Annotated in this window: 17 protein-coding genes; 4 read left to right on the top strand and 13 right to left on the bottom strand. The window is 39.5% G+C overall.

The window, feature by feature from the left end; all coding sequences use genetic code 11:
• Positions 1–106 precede the first annotated feature (106 nt).
• The 4 genes from ccoP to ccoN are packed head-to-tail and all read right to left on the bottom strand — an operon-like array spanning position 107 to position 3,450.
• Positions 107–1,141, bottom strand: a complete 1,035-nt coding sequence (ccoP, locus tag H5120_RS14980; protein WP_039490091.1) for a cytochrome-c oxidase, cbb3-type subunit III — start codon at positions 1,139–1,141, stop codon at positions 107–109.
• On the bottom strand, positions 1,138–1,323 hold the full coding sequence (locus tag H5120_RS14975; protein WP_024597380.1) for a CcoQ/FixQ family Cbb3-type cytochrome c oxidase assembly chaperone: 186 nt from the start codon (positions 1,321–1,323) through the stop codon (positions 1,138–1,140). Before H5120_RS14975 ends, ccoP begins: the two co-directional genes overlap by 4 nt.
• Positions 1,324–1,329: 6 nt before the next feature.
• A complete protein-coding gene (gene ccoO / locus H5120_RS14970) occupies positions 1,330–2,004 on the bottom strand; it encodes a cytochrome-c oxidase, cbb3-type subunit II (protein ID WP_182675396.1) in 675 nt (224 codons plus the stop codon).
• Positions 2,005–2,016: 12 nt separating this feature from the next.
• Positions 2,017–3,450, bottom strand: coding sequence for a cytochrome-c oxidase, cbb3-type subunit I (ccoN, locus tag H5120_RS14965; protein WP_002961515.1), 1,434 nt, complete (start codon positions 3,448–3,450; stop codon positions 2,017–2,019).
• Positions 3,451–3,790: 340 nt separating this feature from the next.
• On the opposite strand from ccoN, the gene H5120_RS14960 reads away from it, so the two are divergent.
• The 3 genes from H5120_RS14960 to H5120_RS14950 all read left to right on the top strand — a co-directional run bounded on the left by H5120_RS14960 (position 3,791) and on the right by H5120_RS14950 (position 8,877).
• A complete protein-coding gene (locus H5120_RS14960; RefSeq protein ID WP_182675379.1) occupies positions 3,791–4,216 on the top strand; it encodes a hypothetical protein in 426 nt (141 codons plus the stop codon).
• Positions 4,217–4,837: 621 nt separating this feature from the next.
• Entirely contained in the window at positions 4,838–7,420 is a 2,583-nt protein-coding gene (locus H5120_RS14955; RefSeq protein WP_182671753.1) for a TonB-dependent receptor, read from the top strand.
• Positions 7,421–7,524: 104 nt separating this feature from the next.
• Positions 7,525–8,877, top strand: coding sequence for a hypothetical protein (locus H5120_RS14950; protein WP_182675377.1), 1,353 nt, complete (start codon positions 7,525–7,527; stop codon positions 8,875–8,877).
• 54 nt (positions 8,878–8,931) lie between these two features.
• Here H5120_RS14950 and H5120_RS14945 read toward each other — a convergent pair whose 3' ends face one another.
• The 8 genes from H5120_RS14945 to H5120_RS14910 all read right to left on the bottom strand — a co-directional run bounded on the left by H5120_RS14945 (position 8,932) and on the right by H5120_RS14910 (position 17,824).
• Positions 8,932–9,186 (bottom strand): DUF3862 domain-containing protein, encoded by a 255-nt coding sequence (locus H5120_RS14945; protein WP_182675375.1) that lies wholly within the window; start codon positions 9,184–9,186, stop codon positions 8,932–8,934.
• Positions 9,187–9,205: 19 nt separating this feature from the next.
• Positions 9,206–10,042 carry a peptidoglycan binding protein CsiV gene (locus H5120_RS14940; RefSeq protein WP_182675373.1) on the bottom strand — a complete coding sequence of 279 codons (837 nt, stop codon included), beginning with the start codon at positions 10,040–10,042 and terminating at the stop codon, positions 9,206–9,208.
• Positions 10,042–13,515, bottom strand: coding sequence for a transcription-repair coupling factor (mfd, locus tag H5120_RS14935; protein ID WP_182675371.1), 3,474 nt, complete (start codon positions 13,513–13,515; stop codon positions 10,042–10,044). The genes H5120_RS14940 and mfd overlap by 1 nt, the downstream gene beginning before the upstream one ends.
• Before the next feature lie 59 nt (positions 13,516–13,574).
• Positions 13,575–14,468 (bottom strand): carbon-nitrogen hydrolase, encoded by an 894-nt coding sequence (locus H5120_RS14930; RefSeq protein WP_033028301.1) that lies wholly within the window; start codon positions 14,466–14,468, stop codon positions 13,575–13,577.
• The gene (locus tag H5120_RS14925) at positions 14,465–15,520 is read right to left on the bottom strand and encodes an agmatine/peptidylarginine deiminase (RefSeq protein WP_165723941.1); all 1,056 of its coding nucleotides are present in this window, start codon (positions 15,518–15,520) and stop codon (positions 14,465–14,467) included. The genes H5120_RS14930 and H5120_RS14925 overlap by 4 nt, the downstream gene beginning before the upstream one ends.
• Positions 15,521–15,577: 57 nt before the next feature.
• Entirely contained in the window at positions 15,578–16,186 is a 609-nt protein-coding gene (locus H5120_RS14920; RefSeq protein ID WP_182675369.1) for a PilZ domain-containing protein, read from the bottom strand.
• A 220-nt stretch (positions 16,187–16,406) separates the two neighbouring features.
• The gene (locus tag H5120_RS14915) at positions 16,407–17,174 is read right to left on the bottom strand and encodes a haloacid dehalogenase type II (RefSeq protein ID WP_182675367.1); all 768 of its coding nucleotides are present in this window, start codon (positions 17,172–17,174) and stop codon (positions 16,407–16,409) included.
• Positions 17,174–17,824, bottom strand: a complete 651-nt coding sequence (locus H5120_RS14910; RefSeq protein ID WP_182675365.1) for a peroxiredoxin-like family protein — start codon at positions 17,822–17,824, stop codon at positions 17,174–17,176. The genes H5120_RS14915 and H5120_RS14910 overlap by 1 nt, the downstream gene beginning before the upstream one ends.
• Before the next feature lie 122 nt (positions 17,825–17,946).
• On the opposite strand from H5120_RS14910, the gene H5120_RS14905 reads away from it, so the two are divergent.
• Positions 17,947–18,834, top strand: coding sequence for a LysR family transcriptional regulator (locus H5120_RS14905; protein WP_182675363.1), 888 nt, complete (start codon positions 17,947–17,949; stop codon positions 18,832–18,834).
• Here the strand turns inward: H5120_RS14905 and H5120_RS14900 are convergent.
• Positions 18,814–19,329: a DUF2937 family protein gene (locus tag H5120_RS14900; RefSeq protein ID WP_182675361.1), complete on the bottom strand. Its 516-nt coding sequence runs from the start codon at positions 19,327–19,329 to the stop codon at positions 18,814–18,816. The genes H5120_RS14905 and H5120_RS14900 overlap by 21 nt on opposite strands.
• Between the last annotated feature and the right edge of the window lie 156 nt (positions 19,330–19,485).

The raw sequence follows: 19,485 nt of genomic DNA, 5'->3' as shown, positions 1-19,485 counted from the left end.
TATACGTAAAAGACTAAAAAAAAGCCTCACAGTGGAGGCTTTTTTGATCTGGATTAATCTATTGAATTAAATAAATTAATTTATAAACATTTTATTAACCACGTGCTTATTTATCTTGCGATAAACTGTAAACGTAGGCTGTTAATAAGTGAATTTTATCTTCACCTAAAATGTCTTTCCAAGCAGGCATTACACCAGCACGGCCGTGGTTAAGTGTTTCTTCAACAGCACGTTGAGAACCACCGTATAACCAAATGTTATCAGTCAGGTTAGGCGCGCCAAATGGTAGGTTATGTGCAACCGACCCTTTACCGTCAGCACCGTGACATGCGGCGCACATTGCAAACTTAGCTTTACCTGCGGCAGCATCTTTTTGGTTAACAGTACGACCAGAAAGGCTCAGCACATGTGCAGTCATTTCTTTAACGCCTTGCTCACCAAGAGCATCGCCCCAAGCTGGCATTGCAGCTATGCGGCCATTAAGCAGTGTTTCTCTAATTTTGTCTGGTGTACCGCCATATAACCAATCTTTATCAGTTAGGTTAGGGAAGCCGGTTCCACCACGTGCATCAGAGCCATGACATTGCGCACAGTTTTGTGAGAATAAACGCTGACCAATTTCGATGGCTAATTGACCATCTGTTTGTTCATGTTTGTCACCATTTTCTAGAGCAACTTGCTGCGCTGCGTCACCTTCAAACTTAGAATTAACTAAATCTAAAACCGGCACTTGTGCAAGTCGATTAAAAATAGGACCAAAGCGTTCTTCTGCAGCTTCATACTCTTTATCAAGTTTAACAAAACGACCTTCTGCTTTGGCCTCTGCAACTGCTTTTTTAGATTCAGCTAAAGACGTAATACCTTGGTTAGAGCTAGTCCATTTACCTAAACCTTCCCAATTGCCTAAACCTGGGTAAGCTGCAAGGTAATATACTGACCAAATAAAAGTTGCGAAAAACATGTAAGTCCACCATTTTGGTAGTGGATTATTTAGCTCTTCAATGCCGTCAAATTCATGTCCACAGCTTTCACCTTCTTTTACGCCAGCATAGTTTTTTAAGTTCCAAACTAATAGGCCAAAGATGATGCATAAGCATGCAAGGGTTAATACAATAACCCAAATACTCCAAAAGCTAGTCATTTTTCAGACTCCTTTTCCTCGTTAGAGAGTGTGTTGTTATGTTTTTTTTCATCTTCGAAAATGGCATTAGCAGCGCTATCAAAACGATTTTTGCTACGCTTGCTGTATGCCCATACAACAATCACAATAAACAATACTAAAATTACCAGAGTCAAAATGCCTCTGTATGTTCCGTAATCCATAATAATTTACTTCAAGTGGGTACCAAGTTGCTGTAAATACGCGATTAGAGCTTGGATTTCTGTTGCGCCTTCGCCGTTATTCATAGCGTTAACTTTTTCAACATCAGCTTTAAGTTCTTCATCGCTGCCATAACCTAGGCCCGGGTGTTTAGGGTTTTCTGGGTTAATAGCAAAAGTATCACGGAAAATTTGTAGTTTTTTCAGAGTCAGGCTTGTATCTACCTTATCCTCTGCTAACCAAGGAAAACCTGGCATATTCGACTCAGGAACCACAGCACGTGGGTCAACTAAGTGAGCATAATGCCAATCGTCCGAGTAACGTTTACCAACGCGAGCAAGGTCAGGACCAGTACGTTTAGAACCCCATTGGAAAGGGTGATCCCATACTGACTCGCCTGCTACAGAGTAGTGACCGTAACGCTCAACTTCATCACGAAAAGGGCGGATCATTTGTGAGTGACAGTTATAACAACCTTCACGTACATATATGTCACGGCCTTCCATTTCTAAAGCAGTAAGAGGGCGTAGGCCTTCTACTGGTTTAGTTGTGTCGTCTTGGAACATTAGCGGAGTAATTTCAACTAATGCACCAAAGCTGATAGCAAAAACAGTCAGAATAGCCATAAGGCCAACGTTCTTTTCTACTATTTCATGTTTGTTTTGTGAATTTTTATTGCTCATCATCTCACTCCGTTATGCTAATTGTGCTTGCGCGTCTAACTTCAGAGATTCTTTCTCAGCTGAAATTGTACGGAAAACGTTATAAGCCATAACTAACATGCCTGTTACGATGAATACACCGCCTACAAAACGCATAATGTAGAAAGGATGTGACGCTTCTAAAGACTGCACAAAGCTGTACATTAATGTACCGTCGGCATTTACCGCACGCCACATTAGACCTTGCATTACACCAGAGATCCACATTGCAACAATGTATAAAACAACACCTACAGTGTGTAACCAGAAGTGGGTGTTAACCAATTTAACGCTATACATACGACCTTGCGCAAATAACGCAGGAATTAAGTGGTAAATAGCACCAATTGAAATCATAGCAACCCAACCTAGTGCACCTGAGTGTACGTGGCCGATTGTCCAATCTGTGTAGTGGGATAACGCATTTACAGATTTAATTGCCATCATAGGGCCTTCGAACGTAGACATACCGTAGAAAGACAATGAAACAACTAAGAAGCGTAGTACTGGATCAGTACGCAGTTTATGCCATGCGCCTGATAGGGTCATAATACCGTTAATCATACCACCCCAAGACGGTACGAATAGGATAATAGACATAACCATACCTAAACTTTGCGTCCAATCAGGAAGCGCAGTGTAGTGAAGGTGGTGAGGACCTGCCCAGATGTATAATGAAATTAATGCCCAAAAGTGAACTACCGATAAACGGTATGAGTAAACTGGGCGACCTGCTTGTTTTGGTACAAAGTAATACATCATACCCAAGAAACCTGCAGTTAATAGGAAACCTACAGCGTTATGACCGTACCACCACTGAACCATAGCATCTACAGCACCTGCGTAGATTGAGTATGATTTAGTTAACGACACAGGCACTGCCATGCTGTTTACAATGTGTAGTACTGCAACAGTAATAATAAAGCCAGCATAGAACCAGTTAGCAACATAAATGTGCGACACTTTACGCTTGATTAAAGTACCAAAGAATACAATAGCGTAAACAATCCAAACCACAGCGATTAAAATATCGATTGGCCATTCAAGTTCTGCGTATTCTTTTGAGCTAGTAATACCAAGTGGTAATGTAATTACTGCTAATACAATAACTAGCTGCCAGCCCCAAAATGAAAAGGCGGCGAGTTTGTCTGAGAAAAGACGCGTTTGACAAGTACGTTGTACGACGTAATAAGACGTCGCAAACAGTGCACTAGTACCAAATGCGAAAATTACTGCGTTCGTGTGTAACGGACGTAGTCGAGAGTAAGTTAACCATGGTGTATCAAAGTTAAGTGCTGGCCAAGCTAATTGGGCAGCAATCAGAACCCCAATACTCATGCCAACGATGCCCCAAATCACTGTCATAATAGCGAATTGGCGTACAACCTTATAGTTATACTCAGTTTGTGATGCTACTGTTTGGCTCATTTTCTGGCTTCCGCTGCAATAAATGCGTTTAGAAATGAATTACCCACTATTAAAAGTGGGGCCTACTATTTTCCTCAAGCGTGTTACCTAAAACTTTCAATACATGAAAACTTCAGAAAAAAAACTTGAGAAACCCTTATTTTTTGCGGGTGAAATGATAAATTTTTTGGCCTAAAAAAGATAGGTCAATTACATAAAATTATGACATCAATCAAACTTTGTGAGCTTGTTGTTTATTTTTTGATACAGTTTGTGCCTAATTTGGCCTAATAGTAACACTCGCACTTGTTATTTACAGTCACGATTATTAGTATTTGCTTTTCTTTAGTGCGAAATTGTTATGCTTATATATAGGTTAAGTTTATTCACTGTGGTGTTTTTTTTATTAACAGCGTGTGATTTTTCTAAAAATACAGATGAAAAATTTCTTAAAAATGCCCAGTGCGAAGCCAATTTGCCTTGTACCTTTTCAAATGATGTTAAAGTATGGTTAAGCGAGAAAACCCTTTCCCCCGAAACCCCATTTACTATCTTTAGTGACTTACCTGCAAACGTTACAATTGAAGATGCCAAGCTTAAAGGCATCACTATGTACATGGGTTACATTCCCCAAAAATTTAAAAAACATAATAATCTTTGGCAAAGTAATACTATGGTTGGTATTTGTTCAGAGCAAAATATGCTTTGGAATTTAGAACTAACCATTAAAGATAATGCCACCTCTGTAATACAAACACTCAATTACTCTTTTTACGTAACGTATTAAAGTCGCGACTACAAGCTCTTGTATACAGCTTACATTTTTGATGTGAGTTCGTTTTCTTATACATACGATTATTTGAGTGACAAGATCAATAAAATTGCCTTTTTAGGTTTTAATACTGACAAAACTTCAATAGTGAATAAGTGCTCTCTAAAAGTTCAACTTTAATTACGACTGAATAAAAAATCTAATCAAAAAACCTTCCAAAGGGGCTAAATAAGACTATTTAAGTACCAAGTATGCATAAATATGGTTATTAATTAACATTTAGTTTTGCGGTTTTAATAATGTGCTGTGATTAAGTTGTTAATTTGTCTGTTTTTGGTACGTAGCTCAGTTAATTACATTTGATTACAAAGTGAATCACTTTGGTTTCAGGTGTGTTTCTAATGTTTCCTTGTTTTTTCAAGGCATTGTTTTTAAAGTGTATTTATTAATTAACACTGAAACATAATGTAACCTATGTACCTACTATAGTTATTCCATTTTATTTCTTGATATAAATTGAGCTGTCGTTAAGTTTTCGTTCAGTTAAAAGCGCCTAAGTTGCCCACCTGACTCACTATTCTAATAAAAAGTGAGCATTACCAATAAAGGTAAATTTCCAACAAGTAGGGTTCTTTCATGAAAAAATCAACTCTTGGTTTAGCTGTAATCGCAGCATTTCCAATGTTCTCAAGTGTGCAAGTTCTTGCTGCTGAAGACTCAGCACAAGCAATCGAAAAAATTCAAGTAACGGGTTCTCGCATTAAGCGCGCAGATATGGAAACCGCTAGCCCAGTTACTATTATCGGTGCTGACGATATTGCTGCTTCTGGCGCAGTATCAGTAGATTCTGTACTACAAAAAATGACCGCTACAGGCGGCGCAATGACAAACCCAGGTATCAATAATGGTTCTGGTGGTAATGCATCAATTGATTTACGTGGTTTAGGTTCACAACGTACTTTAGTACTTGTAAACGGCCGCCGTATGATCAACTCAGGTACAGGCGCAGCTTCTACAGTTGATTTAAATACTATCCCAGTATCTATGATCAAGCATATTGAAGTACTTAAAGATGGCGCATCTGCTGTTTATGGTACTGATGCTGTTGCGGGTGTTGTAAATATTATCTTAAAAGATAACTTTGAAGGCCTAGACCTTAATGTTAAATCAGCAATCACTACTGAAGGTGACGCAGATGAAACATCTTTTGATATTACAATGGGTGGTAACTTCGGTCGTGGTAACGTTGTAATCGGTTTGCAGTACACAGACCGTGGCGATGCTTCTCAGGCTGATCGTAGCTTTTCTGATTGTCCATTAACTGAAGATGGCGATGGCAGTGCTCCGTACTGTTCTGGTTCTTCTTATACTCCTAATGGCCATGTTTGGTCAGGTGATGAATCTTTACAAGGTCAAGCTGATAATGGTTGGCACGACTTTGGTACTAGTGATGCTTACAACTATTCGCAATCTAGCTACTTATACACGCCAATGCGTCGTTTAAACCTTACAGGTATTGGTAGTTTTGATTTAACTGATGACACGCGTTTATACTCTGAATTTACATACTCAAAACGTTGGTCAGAGCAGCAATTAGCACCTCAACCAGTATGGTTCGACTTTGACTACGCTGAGTGGATGGGTGATTCTTTAATCGACCAAAATATTAATTACGGTGATGAAGTTTCTTACGGCCGTCGTATGGTTGACACTGGTACACGTGATTCATCTCAAGTAGTTGATACAGTTCGTTCTGTTATCGGTGCTGCAGGTTATTTAGATAACGGTTTAGAGTGGGATACATCAGTAATTTTTGGTCGTAATGACTCAGTAGATCGCTTAAGCAACCTTCACAATATGGGTTCAATTCAAAGCGAAATTGAAGCTGGTAACTTTAACCCACTTTCACAAGCTTCATGGTCAAGCAGTAGCTTTAGTGATTATGTTTACACTGAGCAAAACTCAGGCGGCAGTCAATTATTTATGATTACAGCTGCGCTTTCTGGTGAGTTAATGGAAGTACCTGCGGGCTTTGTAGGTTTTGCTGCAGGTCTTGAACGCCGTGAAGAAAAAGCGTGGTACACACCAGATTCGATCACTTCACAAGGCCTTGCAAATGACCCACGCGTTGATGCAACAAGCGGTCGTTTTGATGTAAACGAAGCATACCTTGAGCTGGCTATTCCTTTAGTTGCAGATGCTTATCTTGCACAAAATGTAGAATTAAGCGCTGCGATCCGTGCTTTTGATTACAGTACATTTGGTTCTGATGAAACGTGGAAACTTGGTTTAACTTGGCGTGTAAACGACGAATTAATGCTTCGTGGTGTTCGTTCTACAGCTTTCCGTGCTCCTACAGTTGCTGAGCTATACTCAGGTGATTCTCCATCTTATGAGCAAGTTAGCTTCACCGGTGCACAAGATCAGGCTGAAGTAACCGTTGGTGGTAATGACCAATTAACACCTGAATTAGCTGATACAGTTACCGTTGGTGTAGTTTACGAACCAGAATGGTTTGAAGGTTTCTCAATGACGTTAGATTACTACGACATTGAAATCGAAAACGCTATTGCTACAGTAAACAACCAATACATTGTTGATTCATGTCTTGCAACAGATGGCTCTTTAGCGAATCAATCAACAGCACTTTGTAGTTCAGCAAATATCGATTTTAACCAAAGCACAGGTCGTATCGCGTTTAATAACCAACTACAAAACGTAGGTTATGAGCAAACAAAAGGTTATGACTTAAACTTAAATTACAAATTTGATTTAGCTGGCCTTGCTTGGAATACGTCACTAGATGTCACTTACCTTGACGAGTACACTGTTGATGTTATTGAATCAAGCATTGATTACGCTGGTTTAATTACTTCTGGTATAGGTGGTTATGCTGACGTAAAAGCAAACTTCGAGCTAGATGTTAAAGGTGATGCTTGGTCTGCTAACTACAAAGCACGTTACATTGCAGGAATGGATAGCTACAGCTGTTTAGGTAAAGAATCTACATGTTATGCACCAACAACACCATCTGTTGTTTACCATGATGTGAGCGGTTCTTACTTTATCAGTGACATGGTTTCGTTAACTGCAGGTGTAAATAACTTATTCGATAAGCAACCACCATACTACTCAGGTAACAACGATTCTAATACTGACCCGTACACATATGATGTACTTGGCCGTCGTGTATTTGCTGGTGTAAACGTTAAATTTTAACTAGCACATTAATCTTATTAAGGCTCAGTATTTACTGAGCCTTTTTTATTGAACAAAATAAAGGAGACAAGTACACTAAAACGATATTTTAGAAGGAGAACTGATTGTTAAAACAAGATGAAAACTTATCTTTTGTCATTGAACCAGAACTAACACCTCGTTCTGAACAGCGCATAGATCTGTATTTTTCTATCCCTAATGAAATGGGTATCAATCCGCAAACACTTACCGAAGAATCTTATTTTAATAACCACTTTAAATCACACTTAGCGTATAACGCTAATAATATACACTTGCCTTTAGTGCGAAGCCGTTTTGTTAGTAAAAACAAAGGTGAGCAACAAGATTACCGGCAAAACCTTAATTTATTTTGTTACCAAGTACGTTTAGCCCTTGATGCCGATATAAAAGACGCGTTAAAAATTGATGAAGCAGAAGATTTTTATAAACGTGCTAACGAGGTATATGAGCAAAGCGAAGGGCTTTTAAAAAAGCTGCGTCGCTACACACCAGATGACGAAAAACTACTGCCATTTTTTACCAATGCTGATAACTATTTAAGTTGGCATGTTGAGCAATCTTTTTTAAAGCTTTTAGATGAAGGCCCACGTAGTAGCGATCATGCAAAAGAGCGTAACGATTTACTGCAGTTTTGTAAAAGCGAAAATACGTATCGAGCAGAGAAAAGCTACAACTCTGAAACAACCATGCAAGACGCAAATCGAATAACAAATAAAATGCGCTTGTTACAACGCTTAATTGAGCACGGCGTAATATTACAGCGTCAGACGCGGTTTCTTAACAGCTACCTTAAGCGATTAGTTAAAGGCACTGTTACAGCCGTTATCATGGCATTTGTGATGGTTGTAATACTCAATGCTCGCTCAACGTTTACTGAAGTCACCGCGACGCTTATTTTAATTTTAGGGGTTATTTACGGGTTACGTGAAATATTTAAAGAAGATATTACACGTATGATTTGGCGAGCCATTGTACAAGGGCGACCTAAGTGGCGATTTAGTTTTAAAAATAGTATTACCAAAGACAAAGTAGCGAGTCAGCTAATTTGGCTTGAATACATGCGCTTTAAGAAAATACCTAAAGAAGTGAAATCTATTTTTTCAAAACGTCGTCAACAAAATAAACAAGCTGCGCAGTGGTTACACTTTGCAAGTGAGACACGTGTTAGTGCGAAAGAATTTTTGCCCGGCTACGATACACTACAGCACACGCTACAATTTAATCTTGCACCATTTGCACGTTATTTAAAACGTGGTGAAGGGAAGCTATATCATTTAGACAGTAATAAAATTTCTAAGCAGGCTGTAGAAAGGCGTTATCAATTAAACATGGTACTTGTTCTAACTGAGGAAGATAAAACACTTTATCAACGCTATAAAATAACGTTAAATCGCAGTAAAATCGTTAATATTGAGCTTATCTACTCCAAAAAATGAGTTTAATTAATTTTAAAAGGGGCTGATACAATCAGCCCCTAATATTTGGTCACTTTATTTATTAGCTAAGCCATGTTTGCTATACAAAGTTACTTTGTCTGATACTAGCGTGATCTCGATATTTTTTGCTTCATCGCCCCATACACAGTTAGTATGTAGTGTTTTTTCAACACAGTTATCAGCACTGCCTAAAATAGTTTCAACTTCAGTCTTATCAATGCCTACTTTAATTTTTTCATAATTTTCAAGACTTACCTTAGAACAAGCCGCAAGGCTTAATGTAGCTGCGATGATAAGGAGTTTTTTCATTGTTATATCCTACTTAAAATTAATGTTTGAATTTTCTGATCTGGACAATCATGCCCATTCGTGGATGGTCAAAGTAATGTACTTCACCACTAATTACACGTCTAAACTGAGAGAAACGGGCTGACTCTATATCGCCGTTTTCTAGCTTTTGGCTAATATCAAAATTAGCTGTTATGTATAAATAATGTCGTAAATGTATTTTAAATAAACCGTCTAGTTCCCATTCTGCTTTTGATTGATCTGGGTCGTTAAATAGCGCCGGTTGTGAATTCAATAAACTTACAAAATCAGGGTTTGAATAGCTAGGTGTTACATTGGGTTCATTTTTAAGATGCTTACCCGCTATTAAATGCATGCTTGGGGCGCGTGACTTGCTTGCGCCTTCAAAGCGCCAGCCAGTATGTAGAATAGGTGTTAAGCCTTTGCGGTCTAGTTGCCTATATTGCGCTTTAAATTGCAGCTGTTGCGGCGCTAATAAATAGGTTTGCTGCATATCATCTTTAGCGACTGCTAAAGGCGTTACAGGTAGCTCATCGTAGCTTTGTAGGTAGTCAATACTGTTGTCACATACACCCGATTGCGGGTTTGAATTAACTAATGAATCAGTAAAAGTGCGTTTTTGAAAACGCTCATCGCCATCTATGCAGGCCTGCATTGCTTGTTCAGTGTAAAGAGGGGTCAGTAAGTCTAGCGTATTTTTATCTTCAATAGCTTTGTGCTTAAGGCTAAAGTCTTCTTGTAAATACGGGGCAGGGCGCTGTTTAAATACAAGCACCTCAACCTCAAACCAGCGTTCTGCAAATGCAGTGCTGCTAAATAAGCAGCATAAAACAATAAGCGATTTTTTTAGCAACATTAATGGCTAACCTTTTTTTCGAAATCTGCAATCATTGCAGTGACCATTTTTAAGCGTTCGCGGGCATTTGCCTCACTAATTGCAAAGCGCAGTTTATTTGCGCCATCCATTTTGTACACCTTAGGCGCACTTTGTATCAAGCCAATGATGAAGCTAGGGTTAACCTTGGTATCTTGGCTAAACTCAAAGTAACCACCTTTTGGGTTTGCCTCAATTTTAGTTATACCTAAATTACTAGCTTTCATTTTTAATAATTGTAGGCTAAATAGGTTTTTAGCAGCATCAGGTAGTAAACCAAAGCGGTCTATTAGTTCTACCTGTAGTTCATCCATATCATCAAGGTTAGCACAACTTGCAATTCGCTTATACATACCCAAACGTGCATTAACATCGTGTATGTAGTCATCAGGTAATAATGCAGCGAGCTTTAAATCTACTTCGGTTTGTTTCTGAAGTAGGTTTTCAAGCGTTGGCTCTTTACCTTCGCGCAGCGCATTTACGGCTTGTTCGAGCATTTCCATATATAAACTAAAGCCGATGGTTTGCATTTGGCCTGATTGATCATCGCCAAGTAGCTCACCCGCACCACGAATTTCTAAGTCATGTGTAGCGAGGGCAAAACCTGCACCTAAATCCTCTAATGATTCAATTGCTTGTAAGCGTTTACTCGCATCTTTAGAAAGGGCTTTAGGGTCACCTGTTAGTAAATAGGCATACGCTTGATGGTGGCTTCGACCAACTCGTCCACGTAATTGGTGTAACTGGGCAAGGCCGAGTTTATCTGCTCTGTCCATGATAATGGTATTAGCCGTAGGCACATCAATACCGGTTTCGATAATCGTGGTACATACTAGCACGTTGTATTTTTGATGGTAAAAGTCAGTCATTATTTGCTCAAGCTCTTGCTCGCGCATTTGACCATGGGCTGTAGTCACACTAGCTTCAGGTACCCATTCACTAATTTCTTGTGCAACACGCTCAATAGTTTCTACGTTGTTATGTAAAAAGTAAACTTGGCCACCGCGTTTAATTTCTCGCAGTACCGCTTCGCGTATTAGTTCTACATCGCGTTGGCGTACAAAGGTTTTTACCGCTAAACGTTTAGCCGGTGGCGTTGCTATTATCGATAAATCGCGCATGCCGCTCATGGCCATGTTGAGTGTACGAGGTATTGGCGTTGCAGTCAGTGTGAGTATGTCTACATCGGCGCGCAGTGCTTTAATTTTCTCTTTTTGGCGAACACCAAAGCGATGTTCTTCATCAACAATGAGCAAGCCTAAATCGTTAAATTTAATGTCTTGTTGAATAAGTTTATGCGTGCCAATAACTATATCGAGCTTACCGTTGGCCATTTTTTCAAGTGTGTCTTTTTGCTCTTTAGTGGAGTTAAAGCGCGAAAGCACACCTACTTCAATAGGAAAATCAGCAAAACGGTCTTTAAAGTTTTCATAGTGTTGTTGAGCCAGCAGGGTAGTTGGTACTAAAATGGCTACCTGTTTATCATCGTTAACTGCTACAAAAGCAGCGCGCATGGCCACTTCTGTTTTACCAAAGCCTACGTCACCACACACTAAGCGATCCATGGCTTGTTTTGATTGCATATCACCTAATACGGCTTCTATGGCGTTACGCTGATCGTCAGTTTCTTCAAACGGAAAGCTATCGCTAAATTGTCGATATGCGGGGGCATCTAGAGTAAATTTATTACCAGGTTTTGCTTGGCGCTGAGCATAAATGTCGAGTAATTCAGCGGCGACATCGCGAACTTTTTCAGCAGCACGTTTTTTTGCTTTTTCCCATGCATCTGAGCCAAGCTTATGCAGTGGGGCGCTGGCTTCTTCACCACCAGAGTAACGACTAAGCATATGCAATGCAGACACTGGCACGTACAATTTAGCTTCACTTGCATAAGTAATTGTCACAAACTCTGTAACTACACCTGCAGCATCAATTGTTTGCAACCCCTGATAACGGCCAACACCATGATCGAGATGCACAACAGGTTGACCTTCTTTAAGCTCGGCTAAATTACGAATTAGCGCATCTTGGCTGGCTTCGTACTTGTGCTTGCGGCGTCTGCGCTGAGATACTTTTATGCCAAGTAGTTCTTGCTCGGTAATAATAGAAAGGCTTGGTTTAGTGCCAAGTACGACACTTTGCTCGAGGGGGCTTACTATTAAGCCTACGTCACTTGCACTTTTTATAAATTGTTCGAGTGTTTCAAATTCTTTAAATTTTAAACCGCTTGGCTTTAAAATGCTCAGCAATGATTCGCGACGACCGTCCGATTCAACACTGAGTAATATGCGGCCTTTTTTCTTTTTTTGCTCTGCTACATAATTTATAAACGCGCCATAAGGTTCATGCTGTTTATGGTCGATTCGAATAGCAGGCAGCTCGCTAACGCTTAAGTTTTTATTGCCTGCTTTAGTACCAAGCTTTGCAAGGGATAATCTAATACGTGCAAAATTGCCTAAATTAGAAAACAGCTCTTCAATTGGCTGATAAAGCGCATTAGGTTCAAGTAATGGACGAAGTGGATCAACTCTGCGGTTTTCATAGCGTACATTTACATCGTGCCAAAAGTTATCTGCCGCATGCTCTAAATCACCCAGCTGCATAACGGTTGTTGTATCTGGCAGGTAGTCAAAAATAGTCGCGAGCTTTTCAAAAAACAACGGCATGTAGTATTCAATACCTGCAGGCCAGTTACCTTTGCTTACTTGCATGTATACTGAGTCTTGCTGCGAGCTTGCGCCAAACTTTTCACGGTAGCTTATTCTAAAACGTTCAATATCAGCGTCGTTAGTAGGAAATTCATGCGCTGGAAGTAGCTCAATTTTATCTACTTTTTCATCAGAGCGCTGTGTTTCTACATCAAATAAGCGAATGCTATCGAGTTCGTCATCAAAAAAGTCGAGTCTAAATGGGTGTGGGCTACCCATTGGGTATAAGTCAACGATAGAGCCGCGTATAGCGTATTCGCCGTGCTCCATTACTTGTTGAACATTTAAATAACCAGCTTGCTCTAAGTTGTCACGAAAGTTATGAGTGTCTAGTTTGTCGCCCACTTTAAAGTTTATTGTTGAACCGTAAATAAATGAGGCCGGGGCTGTGCGCAACATTAAAGTAGATACAGGCACAATTAACACACTTTGTTGTTCTTTTTTTAAGGTGTTTAAAGTGGCCAAACGGGCTGAAATAATATCTTGATGGGGAGAAAAATGATCGTATGGCAGAGTTTCCCAATCAGGAAATACCATGACTGGGTTATCGGGTAATAAATATTCTAATTCTGTTTCAAGGCGCAGTGCACTTGGTGTATCAGGCGTAACAATTAAGACTAAGTTATCTTGTTGTTTAACGCCTTCAGCAATAGCAATACTTAAACCACTTCCGCTTAGCTGGCCCCATTGAATTTTATCTTTATGAGATTTTACCCAAGGCAAGGCTGCCCATTGCTCAAACGCCATTTATTACTCCATTTATAGTTGGCTCTTAGCAAGTAAGAGCCATCTTGAGTTAAGGTTACTTAGTCTCGGTATATTTTTGTTAGGTCTTTATAGTGATCTATTCTACGGTCACGTAAGAAAGGCCAAATACGTCTTACGTTTTCTGAGCGTTTTTGATCAATTTCTACTACTAAAATTTGCTCATCAGTATTATTAGCCTCTGCTAATAGTTCACCTTGTGGGCCTGCAATAAACGAATTGCCCCAAAACGAAATACCATCGCTTTGCGCACTAGGGTCACTTTCATGGCCAACGCGGTTACAGCTAATTACCGGCACGCCATTGGCAACAGCATGGGCACGCTGGCTAATAACCCACGCATCTTTTTGACGAGTTTGCTCAGCAATGTCGTCGTTAGGATCCCAACCGATAGCGGTTGGGTAAATTAATACCTCAGCGCCAGCCATTGCCATTAAACGTGCAGCTTCAGGAAACCATTGATCCCAACATACTAGCACGCCTAATTTACCCACCGAGGTTTGAATAGGCTCAAAACCGATATCACCTGGGGTAAAGTAAAATTTTTCGTAAAAACCTGGATCATCAGGAATATGCATTTTGCGGTATTTACCTGCAATACTGCCGTCTTGCTCTAATACAACTGCAGTATTGTGATAAAGGCCCGTAGCGCGCTTTTCAAATAAAGACGCGACAATAACAATGCTTAGCTCTTTAGCAAGCTCACCTAAGGCATTACTGCTAGGGCCTGGAATGGTTTCGGCTAAATCAAATACGTCAACATTTTCGGTTTGGCAAAAATAGAGGCTTCGGTGTAGCTCTTGGAGTACAACCAGTTTTGCACCTTTTTGAGCGGCTTCACGAATGGCACTCATTGATTTTGCCATATTGTCCTGAGCGTTATCGGTATTGCTTTGTTGCACTAACGCAACGGTTAATTTTGCAGGGCTTGTCATTGTGCTGCTCCAGCTAAAAATCCACGAGGTAATTGCATTGTAATACAGTGCAGGCTGCCAAATTGTTCAATAATTGGTTGGCAATTTACGCCAATAATAGTGTGTTGTGGGTATGCTTTTTGAACTTGCGCAAGAGCACGCTCATCATTGGCATCATTATACGTTGGCACAAGCACAGCATTATTAATAATTAAGTAGTTAGCGTAGGTAGCCGGTAAGCGTGTTTGCTCATCGTCATAAGCGGCTTTTGGCCACGGTAACTCAATTAAGTTATATGGGGTGTTATCGGCAGTTTTAAAGGTTTTTAGTTGTTTTTCCATCGCATCAAGTGCGCTAAAGTGCTCATCAGTTTTATCGTCACACTGCACATATACAAGGGTATTATTTGGAGCAAAACGCACTAAAGTATCAATGTGGCTGTCGGTGTCATCGCCCGCTAAATAGCCATGTTCAACCCATAAAAAACTCGTCGCGCCTAAGTGCTCTTTTAAAAGTGCTTCAATATCATTTGGGTTTAAATCAGGGTTACGGTTTTTATTAAGCAAACATTCGCTGGTTGTTAGCAACACACCGTGCTCGTTTATTTCAATACCGCCACCTTCAAGTACCATATCGAGCGCTTGATATTGGTTGTTTGTACTACTTAGCTCTTTTACCAAAGTGCGATTAATTTGATTGTCTAATGCGCTTTCAAACTTATTGCCCCAACCATTAAAAGTAAAATCATATACTTTTAATTGTTCTGTTGAATCAATAGCGGCGCAAGTAAGCGGACCATGATCGCGCGCCCATGTATCGTTAGTAGGCGTTACTACAAAATGAACACGATTAAGAGAGACGTTAGCACTATTTAGTAATGCTGTAATATGCACTTTTAAGGCACTGTTATGCGCCACAATAACAAGCTGTTGCTGCGTTGTTATGTGTTTAGCAAGTTCAATATATACAGGTTCTACACGCGCTAAGTTGTCGGCCCAATCGGTGTCTTTGTGAGGCCATGTAAGCATAACAGCGTCTTGCTCGGCCCATTCTGGTAAAAGTCTAAAGTTCATGAATTTTATATACTAATTAAGATGGCGCTAGTTTAGCATTTTACATAAAGATGTCAGCTAATTATCACTGTTTAGGTCGCCTTGGTTTTGATCAAGTTCTTGACGTTTTTTAAGTTGGCGGGTTTGAGCATGTAAACTCGCTCTAACAATAAGTTCTTGGTCCGTAGTTCTAATTGCGGTAAAGAGCATAGTGTATTGGTAGTGTTCGCTATCTTGTTTTTCTACTGCTACAACTTCGGTGTAACAATAAACCGCAGAGGCCTCGTGGTGCAAAAATAGTTTGGTTCTAAATGCTTGGCCAATTGAGTGTACTTCAGGTGATGTAAAACGAATACCGCCACCGCCGTAGCTATCACATTGTATTGCGTTATCTTGGGCTTGTTCTGAGGCCAAAATATGGCTCATTATTAAATCTATTTTACGTGACTGCGCTTGTAAAAATGTAGCTAGCTCTTGTGCTATATCGCCTAAGTTACGCAGTGGGCGTAACGAGCTTTGCTCAAGCTCACTTACTTCATTTGCTAATCTAAATAGTGGGGGAATGTCGTCTTCAAGCTCAAGCTGCGATTTAGGAACTTGTCCGGTTGATACGGGGAATAAATTTACTCTTATACTTTCATTAATTTGAAAGTACTGCTCAAACTCACCTAATCTTTCACTATTCATTATGTTCTCCACCACGTATTTATTTAATAGTAGCGTTGTGAGTACTAAATTGCTAGCAGATAAAATAACGCATAGCGGGCTAAATGCTTTGTTTACATTCAATTTTTAACATACTAATTATGAAAATAAATACACTAAGACATATTTAGGGTTAGTTATAAAAAAGCGGCCAATGTCATCCTAACATTGGCCGCTTGGGTATTGATTCATCAGCGTGTACTTATTTAAGTAGAGCGGCTAATTCATGTAAATCTTTCACAACGTGATCTGGTTTTTTAGCTAGTGGGTAAAGTGCCTTACCTGGGCGTGCTATAAAAGTGGTTTGTAAGCCAGCTTCTTTTGCACCAGCAACATCCCAACCATGGGCTGCAACCATCATTGCTTCATTTGGTGCTACGTTTAGCTTTTTAAGTACCCACTCATACGCACGTAAGTCTGGTTTGTAAATTTTTATATCTTCAATGCTGTAACGCGCATCAAAGTAAGACATTAAACCAGCGCTTTCAAACTGTGCCTTTACACCTTTGTTTGAAGAATTTGTAAGGCTTACTAACTTATAGCCCTGTGCTTTGAGTTTTGCCAGTCCTTCTTTAACATCGCTGTGTGGAGGAAGCGTTAAAAGAGGCGTAACGATAGCTGTTTTAGCTTGTTCACTTGTAATATTAATGTTGTTGTTTTGAGCAACCATAAGGAGTGACGCCACACCGATTTGCCCAAAGTCGTGATAACTACCGCTTACAGTATCTACTAATGAATGATGCAGCATAGTTGAAAACCACAGTGGTAATAAATCTTCACGTCCGCCTAGCGCTTTACCAATAGAGGTACGCATTGACGTTAAATCAAGTAGGGTTTCGTTTACATCAAAAATAAGCACTTTAGGTTTTGCTTGTTCTTTTGTTTCATCAGCGACTGCATAACCAGATACAAGGCTTGTGCCCACAAGTAGCGAAAGAGTAAGTGTTTTTAACGATTTTAAAATAGACATTAATTATTCTCCGATTCAAGTGCTGTCATAACATCAATAGGTTCTGCGCGTAGGGTGTAATCTTCGCTTAAAAATGCGTATGTAATAACACCTTCTTGGTTTATCACATAGGTGGCCGGTAGCGGTAATTTAAAGCTTTTATCGCCGTAGTAGTGTTCAAAATCAATACCAAATTGTGTATATAACGCTTGAATACGCTCATCAAGTGTAAACAATAAACCAAATTGCTCAGCTACTTTATTGCTCACATCGCAAAGCACGTCAAATTCAAGGTCGTTTTTTTGTGCAGTTGAGAGAGTTTCATCAGGTAGTTGTGGTGATATTGCGATTAACTGAGCACTTTGAGTTTTAAATTGTGGTAAGTAGTCGTTAAGTGCTTTTAGTTCTAAATTACAATATGGGCACCAGCCACCACGGTAAAAGCTAATGATTACCGGGCCTTTTTTTAATAAATCTGCAAGCTCAATGTTTTCGCCGTTATGGTTGGCTAAGCTAAAATTTTCTACTTTTTGACCAATTTGCAATGCATTGTCTCTAATATGCTGTGCAATTAGCTCTTCGTTTGTAGTGTTCATTAGTGCCAAAACGTCAGCCGGTAATTTGGCATCTTTTTGTACGTTATAGGCATCTATTTGCGCTTTTAAACTCATGATTGAACCTCAATAATTAAACTATTTGCAATTATAGTGTTTTAGATATTTAAATAAACATTGCAATACTGAAAGCTTCATTCGAAAATATTAAACATTGAAAAGTGCACAATGGCATCTTTATGTATAATTTAAGCGACCTAGAAACATTTATAGCTGTAGTTGAAAATAAGGGCGTGCTTGCTGCTGCCCACGAGCAGCGTTTATCGCCTGCAACGGTGAGCCATCGCTTAAGTAAACTAGAGCGTGAGCTTGCTACAGTACTAGTTTTTAGAGATAGCAGGCGAGTACGGTTATCTCCCGCAGGTGAAATATTTTATACGCGTGTGGGGGCTATAATAGAAGCTCTACACGATGCTGAACATAGTATTGGCGCGCGCAGCGCATCGGTGAGTGGTTTACTACGCGTGACCATGCCGCCTTGGGTTTTTTCAAAATACGTAATGCCTAAACTCAATGAGTTTGAGCAAGCTTACCCTGAACTAAAGCTTGATTTTTTAATAACGGATCATTTTGTAAATGTGGTTGATGACGCGCAAGATGTTGCAATTAGGGTGGGAAAATTAAATGACTCAGGATTACTTTCTCGTAAAATCGTAAACAATAGTCGCATACTGTGTGCAGCTCCTAGCTATATAGAAAAGTACGGCATGCCTGAAAATTTAACGCAATTGAGTGAGCATTATTGGGTTTGTCTGCCATGGCAACGCCAGTTAAAGCTTTTTGACGAACACAAAAAAATACATACCTTTAATGCTAAAACTCGTTTTACTATTTCAAACTCCGATAATATGACACAAGCTGCCATTGCAGGTCATGGTATTGCTATTAAATCAAAAATAGCGATTAATGAAGATCTTAAAAACGGTATTTTGGTTGAAGTTATGCCTGGGGTAATGGCACAAGATGATGCACCGGTTTGGTTTTTACGTCCGCAAAATAGTTTAACAACCCGCAAAACCGATGTATTTTATGATTTTATGAAATCACTATTTTTGAGCTGCGAATAAGCGTTTAAATGAGCGTTTTACTCCAGTTAAAAACAAATAACCAGTAAGCTCTGCAAGCAAGGCAACAATTATGGCTGCAACAATGGCGGCTATAATAGAGTCTTTTTTCAAAATGATTTGACCTTCAAAGCGTTGCCATACTTGTTGCTTTATATCGCTCATGCCACTGATGATAGTAAATATATATGGAGACTTCTCAAACCTATCTACGGCAATCTGTAAATCTTGCTGTCGCTCGTAAAGAGTACTGATATTACTTGCCCCTTTATTGACAATTTCATCATCAATATCTTGGTAGTGTTTTATTAGCTTATTTACATCGTTGTTAAAATACTTAGCTGCGTCGCTTTTAAAAGGCGCAACGGCATTACTAGCTTCAATTAATTGGGCTGATAATGCTTGGCCAAAGTCACTGACAAATGCAGGAATTTGCACCCCAAGTAGTAAACCGAATGCAAAGAAACTAAGTCGTATATAATCTAAAAGTTTACTCATTTATCTTCCTATGCATTTAAATAACTCAGAATTAACATTTGAGCTTGTTTTTATATCAAAAACTCGTAATCTATTGGGGCGTGTTAACCTTTGTGGATTGAACCCAAAGGGCAGCGCATGTTTGGCATTTATGCTGCAAATTCAACCACGAAAGGC

The sequence above is a fragment of the Pseudoalteromonas sp. SR43-2 genome, from assembly GCF_014163885.1.
GTDB lineage: Bacteria > Pseudomonadota > Gammaproteobacteria > Enterobacterales > Alteromonadaceae > Pseudoalteromonas > Pseudoalteromonas distincta.
The sequence above is the reverse complement of the archived record's forward strand: the minus strand, read 5'-3'. Positions and strand labels throughout refer to the sequence as shown.